This is a genomic window from Aquincola tertiaricarbonis (assembly GCF_023573145.1).
GTDB classification, from domain to species: Bacteria; Pseudomonadota; Gammaproteobacteria; order Burkholderiales; family Burkholderiaceae_C; genus Aquincola; species Aquincola tertiaricarbonis_B.
This window is the reverse complement of sequence record NZ_CP097636.1, coordinates 2,638,760-2,654,726: the sequence shown is the minus strand read 5'-3', so window position 1 is coordinate 2,654,726 and position 15,967 is coordinate 2,638,760. Positions and strand designations below refer to the sequence as shown.

10 protein-coding genes are annotated in these 15,967 nt (G+C 71.5%); 7 read left to right on the top strand and 3 right to left on the bottom strand.

The annotated features are described in order from the left end of the window. Positions 1–95 precede the first annotated feature (95 nt). Positions 96–2,408 (top strand): DNA topoisomerase IV subunit A, encoded by a 2,313-nt coding sequence (gene parC / locus MW290_RS26545; RefSeq protein ID WP_250197348.1) that lies wholly within the window; start codon positions 96–98, stop codon positions 2,406–2,408. Position 2,409: 1 nt separating this feature from the next. On the opposite strand, the gene MW290_RS26540 is transcribed toward parC, so the two are convergent. Further along, positions 2,410–3,195: a DeoR/GlpR family DNA-binding transcription regulator gene (locus MW290_RS26540; RefSeq protein ID WP_250197347.1), complete on the bottom strand. Its 786-nt coding sequence runs from the start codon at positions 3,193–3,195 to the stop codon at positions 2,410–2,412. 73 nt (positions 3,196–3,268) lie between these two features. Between MW290_RS26540 and MW290_RS26535 the strand changes: the two genes are divergently transcribed. Then, positions 3,269–4,456, top strand: coding sequence for an MFS transporter (locus tag MW290_RS26535; RefSeq protein ID WP_250197346.1), 1,188 nt, complete (start codon positions 3,269–3,271; stop codon positions 4,454–4,456). Positions 4,457–4,561: 105 nt separating this feature from the next. Beyond that, the gene (locus MW290_RS26530) at positions 4,562–5,215 is read left to right on the top strand and encodes a M48 family metalloprotease (protein ID WP_250197345.1); all 654 of its coding nucleotides are present in this window, start codon (positions 4,562–4,564) and stop codon (positions 5,213–5,215) included. Between the two features lie 19 nt (positions 5,216–5,234). On the opposite strand, the gene MW290_RS26525 is transcribed toward MW290_RS26530, so the two are convergent. Together MW290_RS26525 and MW290_RS26520 are read right to left on the bottom strand one after the other, a co-directional pair. Beyond that, entirely contained in the window at positions 5,235–5,723 is a 489-nt protein-coding gene (locus MW290_RS26525; protein ID WP_250197344.1) for a disulfide bond formation protein B, read from the bottom strand. Further along, positions 5,720–6,190, bottom strand: a complete 471-nt coding sequence (locus MW290_RS26520; RefSeq protein ID WP_250197343.1) for a RidA family protein — start codon at positions 6,188–6,190, stop codon at positions 5,720–5,722. Before MW290_RS26520 ends, MW290_RS26525 begins: the two co-directional genes overlap by 4 nt. An 89-nt stretch (positions 6,191–6,279) precedes the next feature. On the opposite strand from MW290_RS26520, the gene MW290_RS26515 reads away from it, so the two are divergent. From MW290_RS26515 to MW290_RS26500, 4 genes are read left to right on the top strand one after another with little or no spacing between them, the layout of a single operon-like run. Then, positions 6,280–8,784: a DNA internalization-related competence protein ComEC/Rec2 gene (locus MW290_RS26515; protein WP_250197342.1), complete on the top strand. Its 2,505-nt coding sequence runs from the start codon at positions 6,280–6,282 to the stop codon at positions 8,782–8,784. A gap of 47 nt (positions 8,785–8,831) precedes the next feature. Further along, the gene (locus MW290_RS26510; protein WP_250197341.1) at positions 8,832–12,374 is read left to right on the top strand and encodes a transglutaminase family protein; all 3,543 of its coding nucleotides are present in this window, start codon (positions 8,832–8,834) and stop codon (positions 12,372–12,374) included. 45 nt (positions 12,375–12,419) lie between these two features. Beyond that, positions 12,420–14,975 (top strand): circularly permuted type 2 ATP-grasp protein, encoded by a 2,556-nt coding sequence (locus tag MW290_RS26505; protein WP_250197340.1) that lies wholly within the window; start codon positions 12,420–12,422, stop codon positions 14,973–14,975. A gap of 7 nt (positions 14,976–14,982) precedes the next feature. Beyond that, positions 14,983–15,957 (top strand): transglutaminase family protein, encoded by a 975-nt coding sequence (locus MW290_RS26500; RefSeq protein ID WP_250197339.1) that lies wholly within the window; start codon positions 14,983–14,985, stop codon positions 15,955–15,957. Positions 15,958–15,967 lie beyond the last annotated feature (10 nt).

The following is a 15,967-nucleotide window of genomic DNA, read 5'->3' as shown; positions in this document are numbered from 1 at the left end:
CGCGCGGGCGCTGCGCCCCGCAGCGGCCGCTGCGCATGGCGCCAGGGTGCCGGCCCGCCTGGGCCCCGAGTACGCGCCCGCAGCCTGATGAGCCCATGGACCAGCTTGACCTGATGCCGCCCGATGGCGGCGCCCCGACCGATGCCATCACGCTCGCGCACTATGCCGAGCAGGCCTACCTGGAATACGCGCTCAGCGTGGTCAAGGGCCGCGCACTGCCCGACGTGTGCGACGGCCAGAAGCCGGTGCAGCGCCGCATCCTGTATGCGATGGAGCGCATGGGCCTGGCCTTCACCACCACCGCCGGTCCCAAACCGGTGAAAAGCGCGCGGGTGGTGGGCGACGTGCTGGGCCGCTTCCACCCGCACGGCGACACCGCCGCCTATGACGCGCTGGTGCGCATGGCCCAGGACTTCAGCCAGCGCTATCCGCTGATCGACGGCCAGGGCAACTTCGGCAGCCGCGACGGCGACGGCGCTGCGGCCATGCGCTACACCGAGGCGCGGCTGGCGCCCATCACGCGGCTGCTGCTGGACGAGATCGACGAAGGCACGGTCGACTTCATTCCCAACTACGACGGCTCCACCGAAGAGCCGCGCCAGCTGCCGGCGCGCCTGCCCTTCGTGCTGCTCAACGGCGCCAGCGGCATTGCCGTGGGCCTGGCCACCGAGGTGCCCAGCCACAACTTGCGCGAGGTGGCCGCCGCCGCGGTGCTGCTGCTCAAGCAGGACCTGGTGAGCGACGACGAGCTGCTGGCGGTGCTGCCCGGCCCCGACTACCCGGGCGGCGGCCAGATCATCAGCAGCCCCACCGACATCCGCGAGGCCTATGCCACCGGCCGCGGCAGCCTGAAGGTGCGCGCCCGCTGGAAGATCGAGGACCTGGCCCGCGGCCAGTGGCAGGTGGTGGTCAACGAGCTGCCGCCCGGCACCAGCACGCAGAAGGTGCTGGAAGAGATCGAGGAGCTGACCAACCCCAAGGTCAAGGCCGGCAAGAAGGCGCTGAGCACCGAGCAGACGCAGCTCAAGACCACGGTGCTGGGCGTGCTGGACGCGGTGCGCGACGAATCGAGCAAGGACGCGCCGGTGCGTTTGGTGTTCGAGCCCAAGAGCCGCACGGTGGACCAGCAGGAGCTGATCAACGTGCTGCTGGCCCACACCAGCCTGGAAAGCAGCGCGCCGATCAACCTGACGATGGTGGGCGCCGATGGCCGCCCGACGCAGAAGAGCCTGCGCCAGATCCTGCTGGAGTGGATCGGCTTTCGCACGGCCACGGTGGAGCGCCGCACGCGCCACCGGCTGGGCAAGGTGCTGGACCGCATCCACGTGCTGGAAGGCCGGCAGCTGGTGCTGCTGAACATCGACGAGGTGATCCGCATCATCCGCAATGCCGACGAGCCCAAGGCCGCGCTGATCGAGCGCTTCAGCCTCAGCGACCGGCAGGCCGAGGACATCCTGGAAATCCGGCTGCGCCAGCTGGCGCGGCTGGAAGCCATCAAGATCGAGCAGGAGCTGGCCGAGAAGCGCGCCGAGCAGAAGAAGCTGGAAGACATCCTGGCCACGCCCGCCTCGCTCAAGCGCACCGTGGTGCGCGAGATCGAGGCCGATGCCAAGGTGCATGGCGACGACCGCCGCACGCTGATCCAGGCCGACAAGCGCGCCCAGGCCGAGGTGCGCATCGTCGACGAGCCGGTGACGGTGGTGGTCAGCCTGAAGGGCTGGGTGCGTGCGCTCAAGGGCCACGAGGTGGATGCCAGCACGCTGGCCTTCAAGGCCGGCGACGGTCTGTACGGCACCTTCGCCTGCCGCAGCGTCGATCCGCTGCTGGTCTTCGGCAGCAACGGCCGGGTGTACACGGTGGCGGTGTCGCTGCTGCCGGGCGGCCGCGGCGACGGGGCGCCCATCACCTCCTTGATCGAGCTGGAAGCCGGCACCCAGCCGGCGCACTACATGGCCGGCGCACCCGAGACCACGCTGCTGCTGGCCAACACCGGCGGCTATGGCCTGCTGGCCAAGCTGGGCGACCTGCTGTCGCGCCAGCGCGGCGGCAAGAGCTTTTTGACGCTGGAGGGCGACGCCAAGGTGCTGCCGCCGGTGCCGGTGCAGCCGGCGCACACGCAGGTGGCCACGCTGGCGCTGGACGGCCGGCTGCTGGTGTTCGCGCTCGACGAGCTCAAGCTGCAGCCCGGCGGCGGCAAGGGCCTGACGCTGATGGACGTGGACGCCGCTTCGCCGCTGGTCTCCGTCGCCACGCTGGCCACCAGCTGCACCGTGCACGGCAGCGGCCGCGGCGGCAAGCCCAAGGAAGAAGTGCTGCGCAACACCGCGCTGGTCGAGCATGTGGGCAAGCGGGCGCGCAAGGGCCGCAAGGTGGAGGGGCTGTTGAAGGTCCTGCGCGTCGTGGCCTGACCTAAACCGCCGGCGCCAGCCGGCGTGCGCCGAGGAAGGCCGGCTCGCCGTCGGTGATCACGTGGTCCAGCTCGGCCAGCTCGGCCACGGCGCAGGGCGCCACGTCGCCCAGCTTGCTGGCATCGCACAGCACCACGCGGCGCACCGCGCCGGCCACCATCGCGCGCTTGATGGCCGCGTCGCCCGGTTGCCAGGCGGTGACGCCGGTGCGCTCATGCAGCGCGCAGGCGCCCAGGAAAGCGATGTCGGCCCGGTGGGCGCGCAAAGTGGCCACCGCCTGTTCACCTTCGAACACCCGGTGCACCGGCAGCCATTCGCCGCCGGCCAGCACCGGCCGCAGCTGCGGCACGTCGGCCAGCGTGAGGAACACGTCGAGGGCATGCGTCACTACCGTCAGCGGGCGTGGTGCGCCCTCGGCCCGCAGCTGCTGGGCCAGCGCCAGTGCGGTGCTGCCGCCGTCGATGAACAGCGTCTGGTGCGGCTGCACCAGGCCGGCCGCACGGCGGGCGATGGCCTGCTTTACCGCCGGCATCACCGCGGCGCGCTGCTGCGAGCTCATCACCCCGGTGTTCAGCGCCACCGCGCCGCCGTGCGTTTTCTGCACCAGGCCGCGGGCGGCCAGCTGCCGCAGGTCGCGGCGGATGGTGTCGTCCGACACGCCGTAATCGGCCGCCAGCGCCGCCACCTCCACCCGGCCGCGGGTCTTCAGCAACTCGGCAATGCGTTGCTGGCGCTCTTCCACGAAGCGGGGCAGGTCGGTGGGCGTGCTCATCTGGGTTTGCGGCATTGCGCGGTGATTGAATGCGGGAATGTATTTGAGTGTGCATAATCGTGCAAACACCTCACCCGCCCGCCGACCCATGCCGCCATCGCCCGCCGCCGACCTCACCGACCGCCAGCTGCGGCGCGCGCGCTTCGCCACGCGGGCCCAGTTCTTCGCGTTCGGCTTCATCACCGGCAGCTGGGGCACCCACGTGCCCAGCGCCAAGGCGCACTACGCGTTGTCGGAAGGGCAGTTGTCCATCGCGTTGCTGGCCGCGGCGGTGGGGGCGGTGCTGTGCCTGCTGCGGGCCGGCACCATCGTGGAATGGCTGGGGCCGCGGCGGGTGACGCAGCTGGCGGGGCTCACGTTGTGCGTCTCGCTGGCTTCGGTGCTGCTGCCTTCCAGCGGCAGCGGCGCGCCGCTGGCCATGTTGCCGCTGGTGCTGCTGCTGGGCGTGTTCGGTGCCTCCACCGCGCTGTTCGACGTGGCCATCAATGCCGAAGGCTCGCTGCTGGAAACGCGTGGCGGCCTCAAGGTGATGAGCGGCTTCCACGGCATGTGGAGCCTGGGTGCGATGACCGGCGCCGGTGTCGGCGGCCTGCTGTTGCACGCCCAGGTGCCGGCGCTGTGGCAGCTGGCGGGCGCCTGCGCCGCCGCGCTGCTGGTGATGCTCACCGTCTCGGCCCGCATGCTGCCCGAGCACCCGGCGGTGGAGCACGACCCCGCCGACGGCCCGCGCCGCCGCTGGACCGGCCTGCTGGTGCTGCTGGGCCTGCTGGGGGCCGCCGGCCTGATGGCCGAAGGCGCGATCTACGACTGGAGCGTGCTGTGGATCGTGCAGGACCTGCAGCAGGACCAAGCGGTGGGCGCTGCCGGCTACGCGGCTTTTGCCGGCGCAATGGCGCTGACCCGCTTTGCCGGTGACTGGTTGCGCACGCACATTCCCGCACCGCGGCTGCTGGCCGGCAGCGGCCTGCTGGCGGCGGCGGCCATGAGCACCGCGCTGCTGGCGCACAGCGCCTGGGTGGCGGTGCCGGCGCTGGCGCTGGTGGGTGCAGGCCTGGCCAACGTGGTGCCCATCCTCCTCATGGCAGCCAGCCGCGCACCGGGCGTGGCACCGGCGGCGGGCATCGCGGCGGTGTCGTCGCTGGGCTACCTGGGCTTCGTGGCCGGGCCGCCGCTGATCGGCGGCGTGGCCCATGCCACTTCGCTGACCGGCGGCCTGACGGTGTTGGTGGCCGCGGCGCTGCTGATGGCCTGGGGCGCACGCCGGCTGCCGACCTGACACCCGCGGACGGTGGCGGGATTTGGGGGTAAACCCTAGATCCTGGGTATGCATGTTGCACCGCGGAGGCTGCCGCCCGTGGGGGTCGGCCCACCGGAGAAGTCGATGCCGCCGTCCATCAAAGCCCTGTCGGCCCTGCTGCTGGCCGCCTTCGGCCTGCTGTCGGTCCTGCCTGCCAGCGCGGCCGACAACATCCTGGACGTGCTTGACCGCTCGCAGTCGCTGCGCCTGGCGCAGCTCTCACCGGTGGACGCGGACGATGCGCGCGCCCGCGTGCTGCAGGCCAGTTTCCAGCGGGTGCTGGCGGCGGCCGATGGGCTGGCAGGCCGCGCGGTGGGCTTGCAGGTGGTGCAGGGCCCGGTGGTGGCCGAGACCTTCCATGGCCGCTTGATCGTGGTGCATGCCGACCTGGCGTCGCGGCCCGAGGGTGAACGCCTCTTCGTGCTGGCGCATGAGCTGGGCCATGTGGCGCATGCCGACTGGGCGGCGGTGGGCCGCGTGTACCAGCGTCACATCCCGGCCGAGGTGTTGCAGTCGCGCACCGATGCGGTGGCCGGCCTGCTGGGCCGCGACATGTCGGCGCTGTCGCATGAACAGGAGCTGGGCGCCGATGCCTATGCGCTGCAGCTCATCGGCCGCCTGGGCCATGGCATGGAGGCGGCGGTGGCCGCCTTCACCCGCTACGGGGTGCAGAAGGACTCGGCCACCCACCCGGGCACGCGCAAGCGCATCGTGGCCCTGCGCCTGTCGGCGCCGTGACCCCAAGGGCGCGGTGCTTTCAGCGGCGCAGCAGCCGCAGCGCGGCCAGCGCGAACACCACGAACAGCGCCAGGCTGAAGAATTCGTAGGGCACGCCCAGCACCTTCACCGCCGCATCGGCACAGGAGGCGCGGGCCTGGAACACCTCGGGCGCCCAGCCGTCCAACCCCAGGCCGCTGACGATGCGGTCGGCCAGCGTGAGGTTGCACGAGGCGGTGGCCGCGGCCACGAAGTGCTGCCACAGCGCCGCCGCCACGCCGCTGAGCGACAGCAGCAGCACCAGCAGGGCCGACAGCCCGCGGCCCAGACCGTTGCGGAGGACCAGGCCGATGACACAGGCGATGGCGATGGCCACGAAGATCACCCGCTGCAGCACGCACCAGGGGCAGGGCTGCATGTCGAACACATGCTGCGACACCAGCGCCGCCGCCACCGCGGCCAGCGACACCAGCGCGATCATGCCCAGCCACGCATTGCTGCGCCGGGCCGGCGAATCCGCGGCCCTCACGCTGCGACTTCGGCGATCAGCTCGATCTCGACACAGGCGCCCATCGGGATCTGCGCCACCGAGAACGCGCTGCGCGCATGGGCGCCGACCTCGGCACCGAACACCTCGCCCAGCAGTTCGGAAGCGCCGTTGGTCACCAGGTGCGCCTCGGTGAATTCCAGCGTGCTGTTGACCAGGCTCATCAGCTTGACGATGCGCTTGACCCGGCCCAGGTCGCCGCCGACGGCCGCGCTCAGCGTGCCCATCAGGTCGATGGCGATGGCGCGTGCGGCGGCCTTGCCTTCGTCGGTGGTCATGGTGGCGCCCAGCTTGCCGACCCAGGGCTTGCCGTCCTTCTTGGCGATGTGGCCCGAGATGAACACCAGGTTGCCCGTCTGCACGAAGGGCACGTAGGCCGCGGCCGGCGTGGCGACGGCGGGCAGCGTGATGCCCAGGGACTTCAGGCGTTCGGCAATCGGGGAAGACATGGTGGCGTGATCCTTCGGGACGGACGGAGGGAAGAAAGAGCGCGGGATCGTACACCCCCGAAAGAGGGGCTCGTGCCTACACTCGCCGCATGGGAGGACACGCGGCGGGCCTGCAGCTCGCCGGGCTGGTAGTCGCATGGCTCGGCGGCGTGCTGCTGGCCTGCCTGCTTCCCAGCGCCTGGCCGTGGTGGCATGCCGCGGCCTGCGTGGCGGCTTCGCTGCCGGTGGTCTTGCTGGCGGCCTGCCTCGCCTGGCGCGGCCGGCCGCCGCGCTGGTGGCTGCCGCTGGCCATGGCCGGCCTGACGGGTTCAGGGCTGGGCCTGTCCGCGTGGCGCGCCAGCGTGGTGCTGGCCGAGGCCGTGCCGCCCGCGCTGGAGAACCAGGTGCTGCTGGCGGAAGGCACGGTGGCCGACCTGCCGCGCAGCGTGCCGGGTGGCGTGCGCTTTGTGTTCGAGGTGCAGGCCGCGCAGCACCAGGGCCGGCCGGTGTTGGTGCCGCGGCGGGTGCTGCTGGGCTGGTACGCCGGCCGCGACGAGGCCGACGATGCCGGCCCGGCGATGCCGGTGGTGGCCACCGGCCTGCGCGCCGGTGAGCGCTGGCGCCTGCCGGTGCGCCTGCGCCAGCCCCACGGGCTGGTCAACCCGCACGGCTTCGACCGCGAGCTTTGGTTGTTCGAGCAAGGCATCCGCGCCACCGGCAGCGTGCGTGACGGCGGTGCCACCCCGCCGCAGCGCCTGGCGCCGGCGCCCTGGGCTTCGCTGGCCGCTGTGCGCCAGCAGGCGCGGGATGCCTTGATGCGCCAGGTGGCCGATGAGCGCAGCGCCGGCGTGCTGGCCGCGCTGGTGCTGGGCGACCAGGCGGCCATCGAGGCTGGCGACTGGCGCCTGTTCCGCGACACCGGCGTGGCCCACCTGATGAGCATCAGCGGCCTGCACGTGACCATGCTGGCCTGGCTGGCGGCCTGGGCCATCGGTCGGGTGTGGCGGCGCAGTGCCACCGCCCTGCGTTGTGGCCCGGCGCCGGTGGCCGCGCGCTGGGGCGGCGTGGCGGTGGCCGCGGCTTATGCCGCCTTCGCCGGCTGGGGCGTGCCGGCCCAGCGCACCGTGTGGATGCTGGCCACCGCCGCGATGCTGGCGCAGGCCGGCCTGCACTGGCCTGCGCCGCTGGTGCTGCTGGCCGCGGCCGCGGTGGTCACCGCCTTCGACCCCTGGGCGCTGCTGCAGCCGGGTTTCTGGCTGTCGTTCGCGGCGGTGGGCTTGTTGATGGCGTCGGGTCCCGGGCCCCACACCGCGCCGGCAGCGCCGACGGAGGCGGACGACGTGCCGCTTGTGCCTCCGGGCCTCCTGGCCCGGCTGCGCCGCCACGCCAGCCACGCTTCGCAGGGACTGCTGCGGGCCCAGGCCGTCGCCACGCTGGGGCTGGCGCCGCTCACGCTGGTGTGCTTTCAGCAGCTGTCGCTGGTGGGCTTCGTGGCCAACCTGCTGGCCATTCCGCTGGTGACGCTGCTGGTCACGCCGCTGGCGCTGGCCGGCCTGCTGCTGCCGCCGCTGTGGTGGCTGGCCGCGGCGGTGCTGCAAGGCCTGGCGGCGTTGCTGCAGGTGCTGCAGGAAGTGCCGGGCGCGGTGTTCACGGTGGCGGCGGCGCCGGCCTGGGCGCAGCTGGCCGGCCTGGCCGGTGGCCTGCTGGGCGTGCTGCGCCTGCCCTGGCGCTGGCGGCTGCTGGGCCTGCCGTTGCTGTTGCCGCTGCTGTGGCCGCCACCGCAGCGGCCGGCTGAAGGCGGGCTGGAGGTGGTGGCGGTGGACATCGGCCAGGGCACCGCCGTGCTGCTGCGCACGCGGCGGCATCTGCTGGTGTTCGACACCGGGCCGGCCTACGGCAGCGGCCCGGTACAGGCCGCCAGCGACGGCGGCAACGACGCCGGTGCCCGCGTGCTGCTGCCGCTGCTGCAGGCCCGGGGCGAACGCCGCATCGACCTGCTGCTGCTCAGCCACCGCGACAGCGACCACGTGGGCGGCGCCGCCTCGCTGATGGCCGGCCTGCCGGTGGCGGCGCTGCTCAGCTCGCTGGAAGAGGGCCATCCGCTGCTGGCCGGCCCCCGGCCGCAGCAGCGCTGCGAGGCCGGCCAGCACTGGGCCTGGGACGGTGTGCGCTTCGAGGTGCTGCACCCGCCGGCCGGCTCATATTCACAGCCGATGCGCCCCAATGCGCGCAGCTGCGTGCTGAGGGTGGTGGATGCCGTCGGCCGCAGCGTGCTGCTGACGGGCGACATCGAGGCGCCGCAGGAAGCCTGGCTGCTGGCCACGCAGGGCGCCCGCCTGCGCAGCGACGTGCTGCTGGTGCCCCACCATGGCAGCCGCACCTCGTCCAGCCCGGCGTGGCTGCAGGCGGTGGCGCCACGGGTGGCGGTGGTGCAGGCGGGCTACCTCAACCGCTTCGGCCATCCGCATGCCGCGGTGCTTGCGCGCTACAGCGAGGCCGGCATTGCCGTGGTGCGCAGCGATACTTGCGGCGCCTGGACATGGCGGGAGGGTGCCATGTCCTGTGCACGTCAGACGTCCCAGCAGTTTTGGCGTCGGCCACCGCCGTCACCGTGATGGCGTGGAAGTTGCATCGCATCCGAAGTCAGATAAAGGAACCGTTCGTGGCCATTCACGTCGCTCTCAACCACGTCACGCGCTATCGCTACGACCGTCGCGTCAGCCTCTCCCCCCAAGTCGTCCGACTGCGGCCCGCGCCGCACTGCCGCACCCCCATCCTGAGCTACTCGCTGCGCGTCGAGCCGACCCAGCACTTCAACAACTGGCAGCAGGACCCGTTCGCCAACTACCTGGCCCGCTTGGTCTTCCCCGAGAAAACGACCGAATTCACCATCACGGTCGACCTGGTCGCCGAGATGGCGGTCTACAACCCGTTCGACTTCTTCCTCGAGCCCGAGGCCGAGAACTTCCCGTTCAAGTACGCCCCCGGCACCGAGCACGACCTGGCGCCCTACCTGTCCAAGTGCGAGCTGTCGCCGCGCTTCAAGGCGCTGGTCGACAGCATTCCGCGCACCGAACAGCGCACCATCGATTTCCTGGTCGGCATCAACCAGCGCCTGCAGCAGGAGATCCGCTACCTGGTGCGCCTGGAACCCGGCGTGCAGACGCCCGAAGAAACGCTGACGCTGGGCAGCGGTTCCTGCCGCGACACCGGCTGGCTGCTGGTGCAGGTGCTGCGCCACATGGGCCTGGCCGCGCGCTTCGTCTCCGGCTACCTGATCCAGCTCAAGCCCGACGTCAAGTCGCTCGACGGCCCCAGCGGCACCGAAGTCGACTTCACCGACCTGCACGCTTGGTGCGAAGTGTTCCTGCCCGGCGCCGGCTGGATCGGCCTCGATCCCACCTCCGGCCTGCTGGCCGGCGAAGGCCACATTCCCGTGGCCTGCACGCCCGAGCCTTCCAGCGCCGCTCCGGTGGAAGGCGCGGTGGACGAGTGCGAGGTGACCTTCGAGCACCACATGCAGATCACGCGCATCTACGAGTCGCCGCGCGTGACCATGCCCTACACCGACGACCAGTGGCAGCAGGTGCTGGCGCTGGGCCACCAGGTGGATAGCCAGCTGGTGCAGGACGACGTGCGCCTGACCATGGGCGGCGAGCCCACCTTCGTCAGCGTCGACGACCGCGACGGTGCCGAATGGAACACCGATGCGCTGGGCCCCACCAAGCGCGGCCTTGCCCAGGGCCTGACGCAGAAGCTGCGCGACCGCTACGGCGCGGGCGGCTTCCTGCACTTCGGACAGGGCAAGTGGTACCCGGGCGAGCAACTGCCGCGCTGGGCGCTGTCCATCTGCTGGCGCGCCGATGGCGAGCCCTGCTGGCAGGACCCGGCGCTGTTCGCCGACGAGCGCGAGCAGCACCACTACACCAGCGACGATGCCAAGGCCTTCGTCCACACGCTGACGCGCAAGCTGGGCGTGGAAGACAAGTGGGTGCAGCCCGGCTACGAAGACACCTGGTACTACCTGTGGCGTGAGCGCCGCCTGCCGGTCAACGTCGACCCGTTCGACTCGCGCCTGGGCGACGAGCTGGAACGCGCCCGCCTGCGCCGCGTGTTCGACCAGGGCCTGGAAAGCGTGGTGGGCTACCTGCTGCCGCTCAAGCCGAACGAGGCGCCCGGTGTCGGCGGCCCGCGCTGGGTCACCGGCCCCTGGTTCTTCCGCGACGAGCGCATGTACCTGGTGCCCGGCGATTCGCCGATGGGCTACCGCCTGCCGCTGGACTCGCTGCCCTGGGTCAAGGAAGGTGACTACCCGTACCTGATCGAGCAGGACCCGTTCTCGCCCAAGGCAGCGCTGCCCAGCGCCGCCGCGCTGCGTGCGCAATACCCGGTGGGCACGGCCGGCACCGGTGTCGCCGGTGCCGTGGCCTTCGGCACGCCGGGTGGCGTCACCGCCGTGGGCGGCATGTCGCCGGTGGTGCAGGGCTTCCAGCCGGGTGGCTCGCCGTGGGCGCCCGGCACCGGAGAAGGCCAGGTCGGCGGCCAGGGCGAGGGCCGTTCCGCCGCGCTGCAGGCGCCGGCGGCGTCCGATGCCCGCTTCCCGCAGCGCTTCGAGTCGGCGGGCTGGATCACCCGCACCGGCCTGTGCGTGGAAGTGCGCGACCCGATGCGCGCCAACGGCCCCAAGGCCGAGGCCCTGGCCAAGCACAAGAGCGGTGTGCTCTACGTCTTCATGCCGCCGCTGTCGGCGCTGGAAGACTACCTGGAGCTGCTGGTGGCGGTGGAAGCCACCGCCACCGAGCTGGGCATGAAGATCGTGCTGGAAGGCTACCCGCCGCCGCGTGATCCGCGCCTGAAGATGCTGCAGGTCACGCCCGACCCGGGCGTGATCGAGGTCAACATCCACCCGGCCAAGAACTGGGACGAACTGGTGGACCACACCGAGTTCCTGTACCAGGCGGCGCATGAGTCGCGCCTGTCCACCGAGAAGTTCATGGTCGACGGCCGCCACACCGGCACCGGCGGCGGCAACCACTTCGTGCTGGGCGGCGCCACGCCGGGCGACAGCCCCTTCCTGCGCCGGCCCGACCTGCTGCCCAGCCTGCTGACCTTCTGGCACAACCACCCCAGCCTGAGCTACCTGTTCTCCGGTCTCTTCATCGGCCCCACCAGCCAGTCGCCCCGCATCGACGAAGCGCGTGACGACCAGGTCTACGAGGCCGAGATCGCGATGAAGGAGATCGAGCGGCAGATCGGCCTTTACGGTCAGTGCCCGCCGTGGCTGATCGACCGCATGCTGCGCAACGTGCTGATCGACGTCACCGGCAACACCCACCGGTCCGAGTTCTGCATCGACAAGCTCTACTCGCCCGATGGCCCCACCGGCCGGCTGGGCCTGCTGGAGCTGCGTGCCTTCGAGATGCCGCCCCATGCCCGCATGAGCCTGGTGCAGCAGCTGCTGCTGCGCGCGCTGGTGTCGTGGTTCTGGAAGCAGCCCTACAAGGGCAACGGCACCACGCGGCTCACGCGCTGGGGCACCGGCCTGCACGACCGCTTCCTGCTGCCCACCTTCGTGAAGATGGACTTCGACGACGTGATCGCCGAACTCAACCACGCGGGCTTCGCCTTCGATGCGCAGTGGTTCGCGCCGCACCTGGAGTTCCGCTTCCCGCTGGTGGGCCACGTGGCCACGCAAGGCATCGAACTCACACTGCGCAACGCCCTGGAGCCCTGGCACGTGATGGGCGAGGAGGGCGCCATCGGCGGCACGGTGCGTTACGTCGATTCGTCGCTGGAGCGGCTGGAGGTCAAGGTCACCGGCCTCAACGACAACCGCCACGTCATCACCGCCAACGGCCATGCGGTGCCGCTGCAGCCCACCGGCCGCATCGGCGAGTTCGTCTGCGGCGTGCGCTACCGCGCGTGGCAGCCGCCCTCGGCGCTGCACCCCACCATCGGCGTGCACGCACCGCTCACCTTCGACATCGTGGACAACTGGCTGGGCCGCTCGATCGGCGGCTGCCGCTACCACGTGGCGCACCCGGGTGGCCGCAACTACGACACCTTCCCGATCAATGCGTACGAAGCCGAAAGCCGTCGCCTGGCCCGCTTCTTCGCCAACGGCCACACGCCGGGGGCGATGAAGGTGGCGCCGGCGCAGCCCAGCCGGGAATTCCCATTCACGCTCGACCTGCGGCTGGGGTAACGTCGCGGACTTGTGCCGTGAACTGATAAAAGTGTGAGCGACCCGTTGCCTTCCGATCCCGCCCCAACGCCACCGCTGGGGCTGCTGGCACAGCTCGACCTGCCCGATCCCGACAGCTTCGATGAACTGCGCAACCCCGACGGCCACCTGCGGCCGGCGTGGCGGCGCTTCTTCGACTGGCTGCCGGCGGACGAAACGCCCGCCGGCTTCGACAAGCGGCTGGAGCTGATCGCCCAGCAGATCAAGGTCGACGGCGTCACCCACAACATCCACGGCGCCGATGGCACGGCCGCGCGGCCCTGGTCGCTCGAGCTGCTGCCGATGCTGATCGAGCCGGCCGACTGGGCGGTGATCGAGCGCGGCGTGTCGCAGCGCGCGCTGCTGCTCGACACGATGATGGCCGACGTGTACGGCGAGCAGAAGCTGCTGCGCGAATCGCTGCTGCCGCCCTCGCTGCTGTACCGCCACCCTGGCTACCTGCGGCCGCTGCACGGCGTGCGGCCGCCCGGCGGCGTGCACCTGCACATCGCCGCCTTCGACCTGGCGCGGGGCGCCGATGGCCACTGGTGGGTGATCTCGCAGCGCACGCAGGGCCCCTCGGGCCTGGGCTATGTGCTGCACAACCGGCTCATCATCTCGCGCCTGTTCCCCGAGGCCTTTCGCGAAATGCGGGTGCAGCACATCGCTTCCAGCTACCGCCGCCTGCTCGACACGGTGGAGGCGCAGGCCCGGCACATCGCCGGCGGCTCGCCACGGGTGGTGCTGCTCACCTCGGGGCCCTACAACGAAACCTACTTCGAGCATGCCTACCTGGCGCGCTACCTGGGCGTGCCGCTGGTGGAAGGCGGTGACCTGACGGTGCGCGCCGACCGGCTGTACCTGCGCACCGTCGCCGGCCTGGAGCCGGTGCACGGCGTGTTGCGCCGGCTGGACGACGACTACTGCGACCCGCTGGAGCTGCGCCCCGATTCCACGCTGGGCATTCCCGGCCTGCTGCAGGCGGTGCGGGCCGGCCATGTGGTGGTGGCCAATGCCCTGGGCAGCGGCTTCCTCGAATCGCCGGCGGTGCAGGGCTTCCTGCCCGCCATCTCACGTCGTCTGCTGGGCCAGGAGCTGGCCATGCCGTCGCTGCCTTCATGGTGGTGCGGCGAGGCGGCGGCCTTCAAGGCGGTGCTGCCCTCGCTGGCCGAACGGGTGCTGCGCCCGGCCTTCCCGCACCCGGAGCGCGGCCGAGCCACCGTGCCTGGCGAAGCCGGCGTGGCCGACTGGGTGCGCCGCATCCAGGACGACCCCGACGCCTGGCTGGCCCAGGGCCGGCTGATGCTGTCGCGCACGCCGATGTGGCGCGACGGCAAACCCAGTGCCGGCGCCGCGATGCTGCGTGTTTATGCCATCGCCGACACCGAGCGCCGCTGGCATGTGCTGCCGGGCGGCATGACCCGCGTGGCCACCCGCTCGCCGCTGTCGGTGTCGATGCAGCACGGCGGCTCCAGCCTCGACACCTGGGTGCTGACCGACGGCCCGGTGGACACCTTCTCGATGCTGCCGCAGCGCCTGAAGGTGGACGACATCGCCACCCGCCGCCGGCCGGTGAGCAGCCGCACCGCCGAGAACCTGTTCTGGCTGGGCCGTTACACCGAGCGCACCGAGCAGGCGGTGCGCCTGGCCCGCTCGATGCTCAACACCATGGACGCCGACCTCGACCCGCCGGCGCCGGTGATGGACGCGCTGTGCCGGCTGGCCGTGTACAACGGCCTGGCGGCCTACGGCACGCCCAGCGCCTCGCGCGCGCCGCAGGTGTTCGAGCGCAGCGTGCTGGCCGCGCTGGCCTCGGGCGCGGCCCAGGGCAAGCCGGTGCAGCGGCCCGCGGTCACCAGCATCGCCAGCCACATCGGCGCGCTGGAGTTCTCCGCCAGCGCGCTGCGTGACCGGCTCTCGCCCGAGCAGGTGAACCTGGTGCGCCGCATGGGCGAAGAATTCAACGCCACCTTCGCCAACCTCGACGACCGGCTGCCCACCGTGGCGCAGGCCATGCCTGCGCTCGACCGGCTGGGCCTGCAACTGGCCGCCGTCACCGGCGCGCAGACCGACCGCATGACCCGCGACCACGGCTGGCGCCTGCTCACCGTCGGCCGCCTGATCGAGCGGCTGGCCGGCATGGCCCACACGCTGCACGTGCTGCTCGACCTTGATGCGCTGCGCAGTGCGGTGGGCGTGGACCTGGTGCTGGAGCTGTTCGACAGCACGCTCACCTTCCGCTCGCGCTACCAGCGGCATGAAGACCTTTTGGCCCTGGTCGACCTGCTGGTGCTGGACGACGCCAACCCGCGTGCCTTCGCCGGCACGCTGCGCCGCCTGCGCACCGAGCTGGGCAAGCTGCCCGGTACCGCCAGCGCCATCGACGCGCTGCGTGAACGGCTGCCGGCCGAAGGTGCCGGCATCACGCTGGACGAGCTGCGCGACCTGGACGATGAAGCGCTGCGCCAGCAGCTCTGCGTGCTGTCCGACCGGCTGCAGCAGGCCGGCACCCGGCTGTCCGACGACGTCGGCCAGCGCTACTTTGCCCATGCCGAAGGCGGTGACCGCCTGCGCCGCGTCTGAGGGTCCGATGAACCGCCTACCCTCCACCCCCGGCGTGGCCCTGCAGGTCGAGCACGTCACCCGCTACCACTACGCCGCGCCGGTCGACCTGGCGCAGCACGAAGCCTTCCTGCGGCCGATCGAGGACGAGTTCCAGCACGTCGAAGGCTTCGAGATGGGCGTCGAGCCCGAGCCGCTGCACCACAGCACCGGCCGCGACCGCTACGGCAACACCCGCATCTTCTTCACCGTCACCGGTGCCCATCGTCGGCTGGACGTGTGGGCCCGCAGCCGTGTGCGGGCGCTGCCCCGTGACCATGAGGCCCGCCTGCCCGACACCCAGCCCTGGGAAGAGGTGGCCGCCCGGCTGCGGTATGCCGCGCGGGCGCCTTATGAGCCGGCCAGCGAATTCGCCGTCGCTTCGCCGTACGTACCGCGGCTGCCCGAACTGTTCGAATTCGCGAACGAATCGCTGCAGCCCGGGCGTCCCATCGGCCTGTGCGCGGTCGATCTGATGCACCGCATCCACAGCGGCTTTCGCTACCAGAGCGCCAGCACCACCATCGACACGCCGCTGTCCACGGTGCTGGAAGAGCGCCGCGGCGTGTGCCAGGACTTCGCGCATCTGATGATCGGCGCGCTGCGCATGCATGGCCTGGCGGCGCGCTACGTCAGCGGCTACCTGCTCACCACGCCGCCCGGTGCGGACGACGAGCAGGCCGATGGTGAAGAGGCGCTGGTGGCCGCGGCCGCCAGCGTGGGCGCGCCCCGCTTCATCGGCGCCGATGCCTCGCACGCCTGGGTGTCGGTGTGGTGCCCCGAGGCTGAAGGCGATGGTTTCTGGCTGGAGTTGGACCCGACCAACGACATGCTGCCGGCCACCGACCACGTGCGCCTGGCCTATGGCCGCGACTTCGGCGACGTGACGCCGTTGCGCGGCGTGATTCGGGGTGGCGGCGACCATGCGCTCGAGGTCGGCGTCAAGACAGAGAGAGTGGTTTGAAGTGCCCCAT

What these genes read in the sequence shown, in the direction of transcription:
- MW290_RS26500 (WP_250197339.1), top strand. Translation starts at nt 14,983, where the DNA reads ATGAACCGCCTACCCTCCACCCCCGGCGTGGCCCTGCAGGTCGAGCAC.
- MW290_RS26540 (WP_250197347.1), bottom strand. Translation starts at nt 3,195, where the DNA reads ATGCCGCAAACCCAGATGAGCACGCCCACCGACCTGCCCCGCTTCGTG.
- MW290_RS26530 (WP_250197345.1), top strand. Translation starts at nt 4,562, where the DNA reads ATGCCGCCGTCCATCAAAGCCCTGTCGGCCCTGCTGCTGGCCGCCTTC.
- parC (WP_250197348.1), top strand. Translation starts at nt 96, where the DNA reads ATGGACCAGCTTGACCTGATGCCGCCCGATGGCGGCGCCCCGACCGAT.
- MW290_RS26520 (WP_250197343.1), bottom strand. Translation starts at nt 6,190, where the DNA reads ATGTCTTCCCCGATTGCCGAACGCCTGAAGTCCCTGGGCATCACGCTG.
- MW290_RS26515 (WP_250197342.1), top strand. Translation starts at nt 6,280, where the DNA reads ATGGGAGGACACGCGGCGGGCCTGCAGCTCGCCGGGCTGGTAGTCGCA.
- MW290_RS26535 (WP_250197346.1), top strand. Translation starts at nt 3,269, where the DNA reads ATGCCGCCATCGCCCGCCGCCGACCTCACCGACCGCCAGCTGCGGCGC.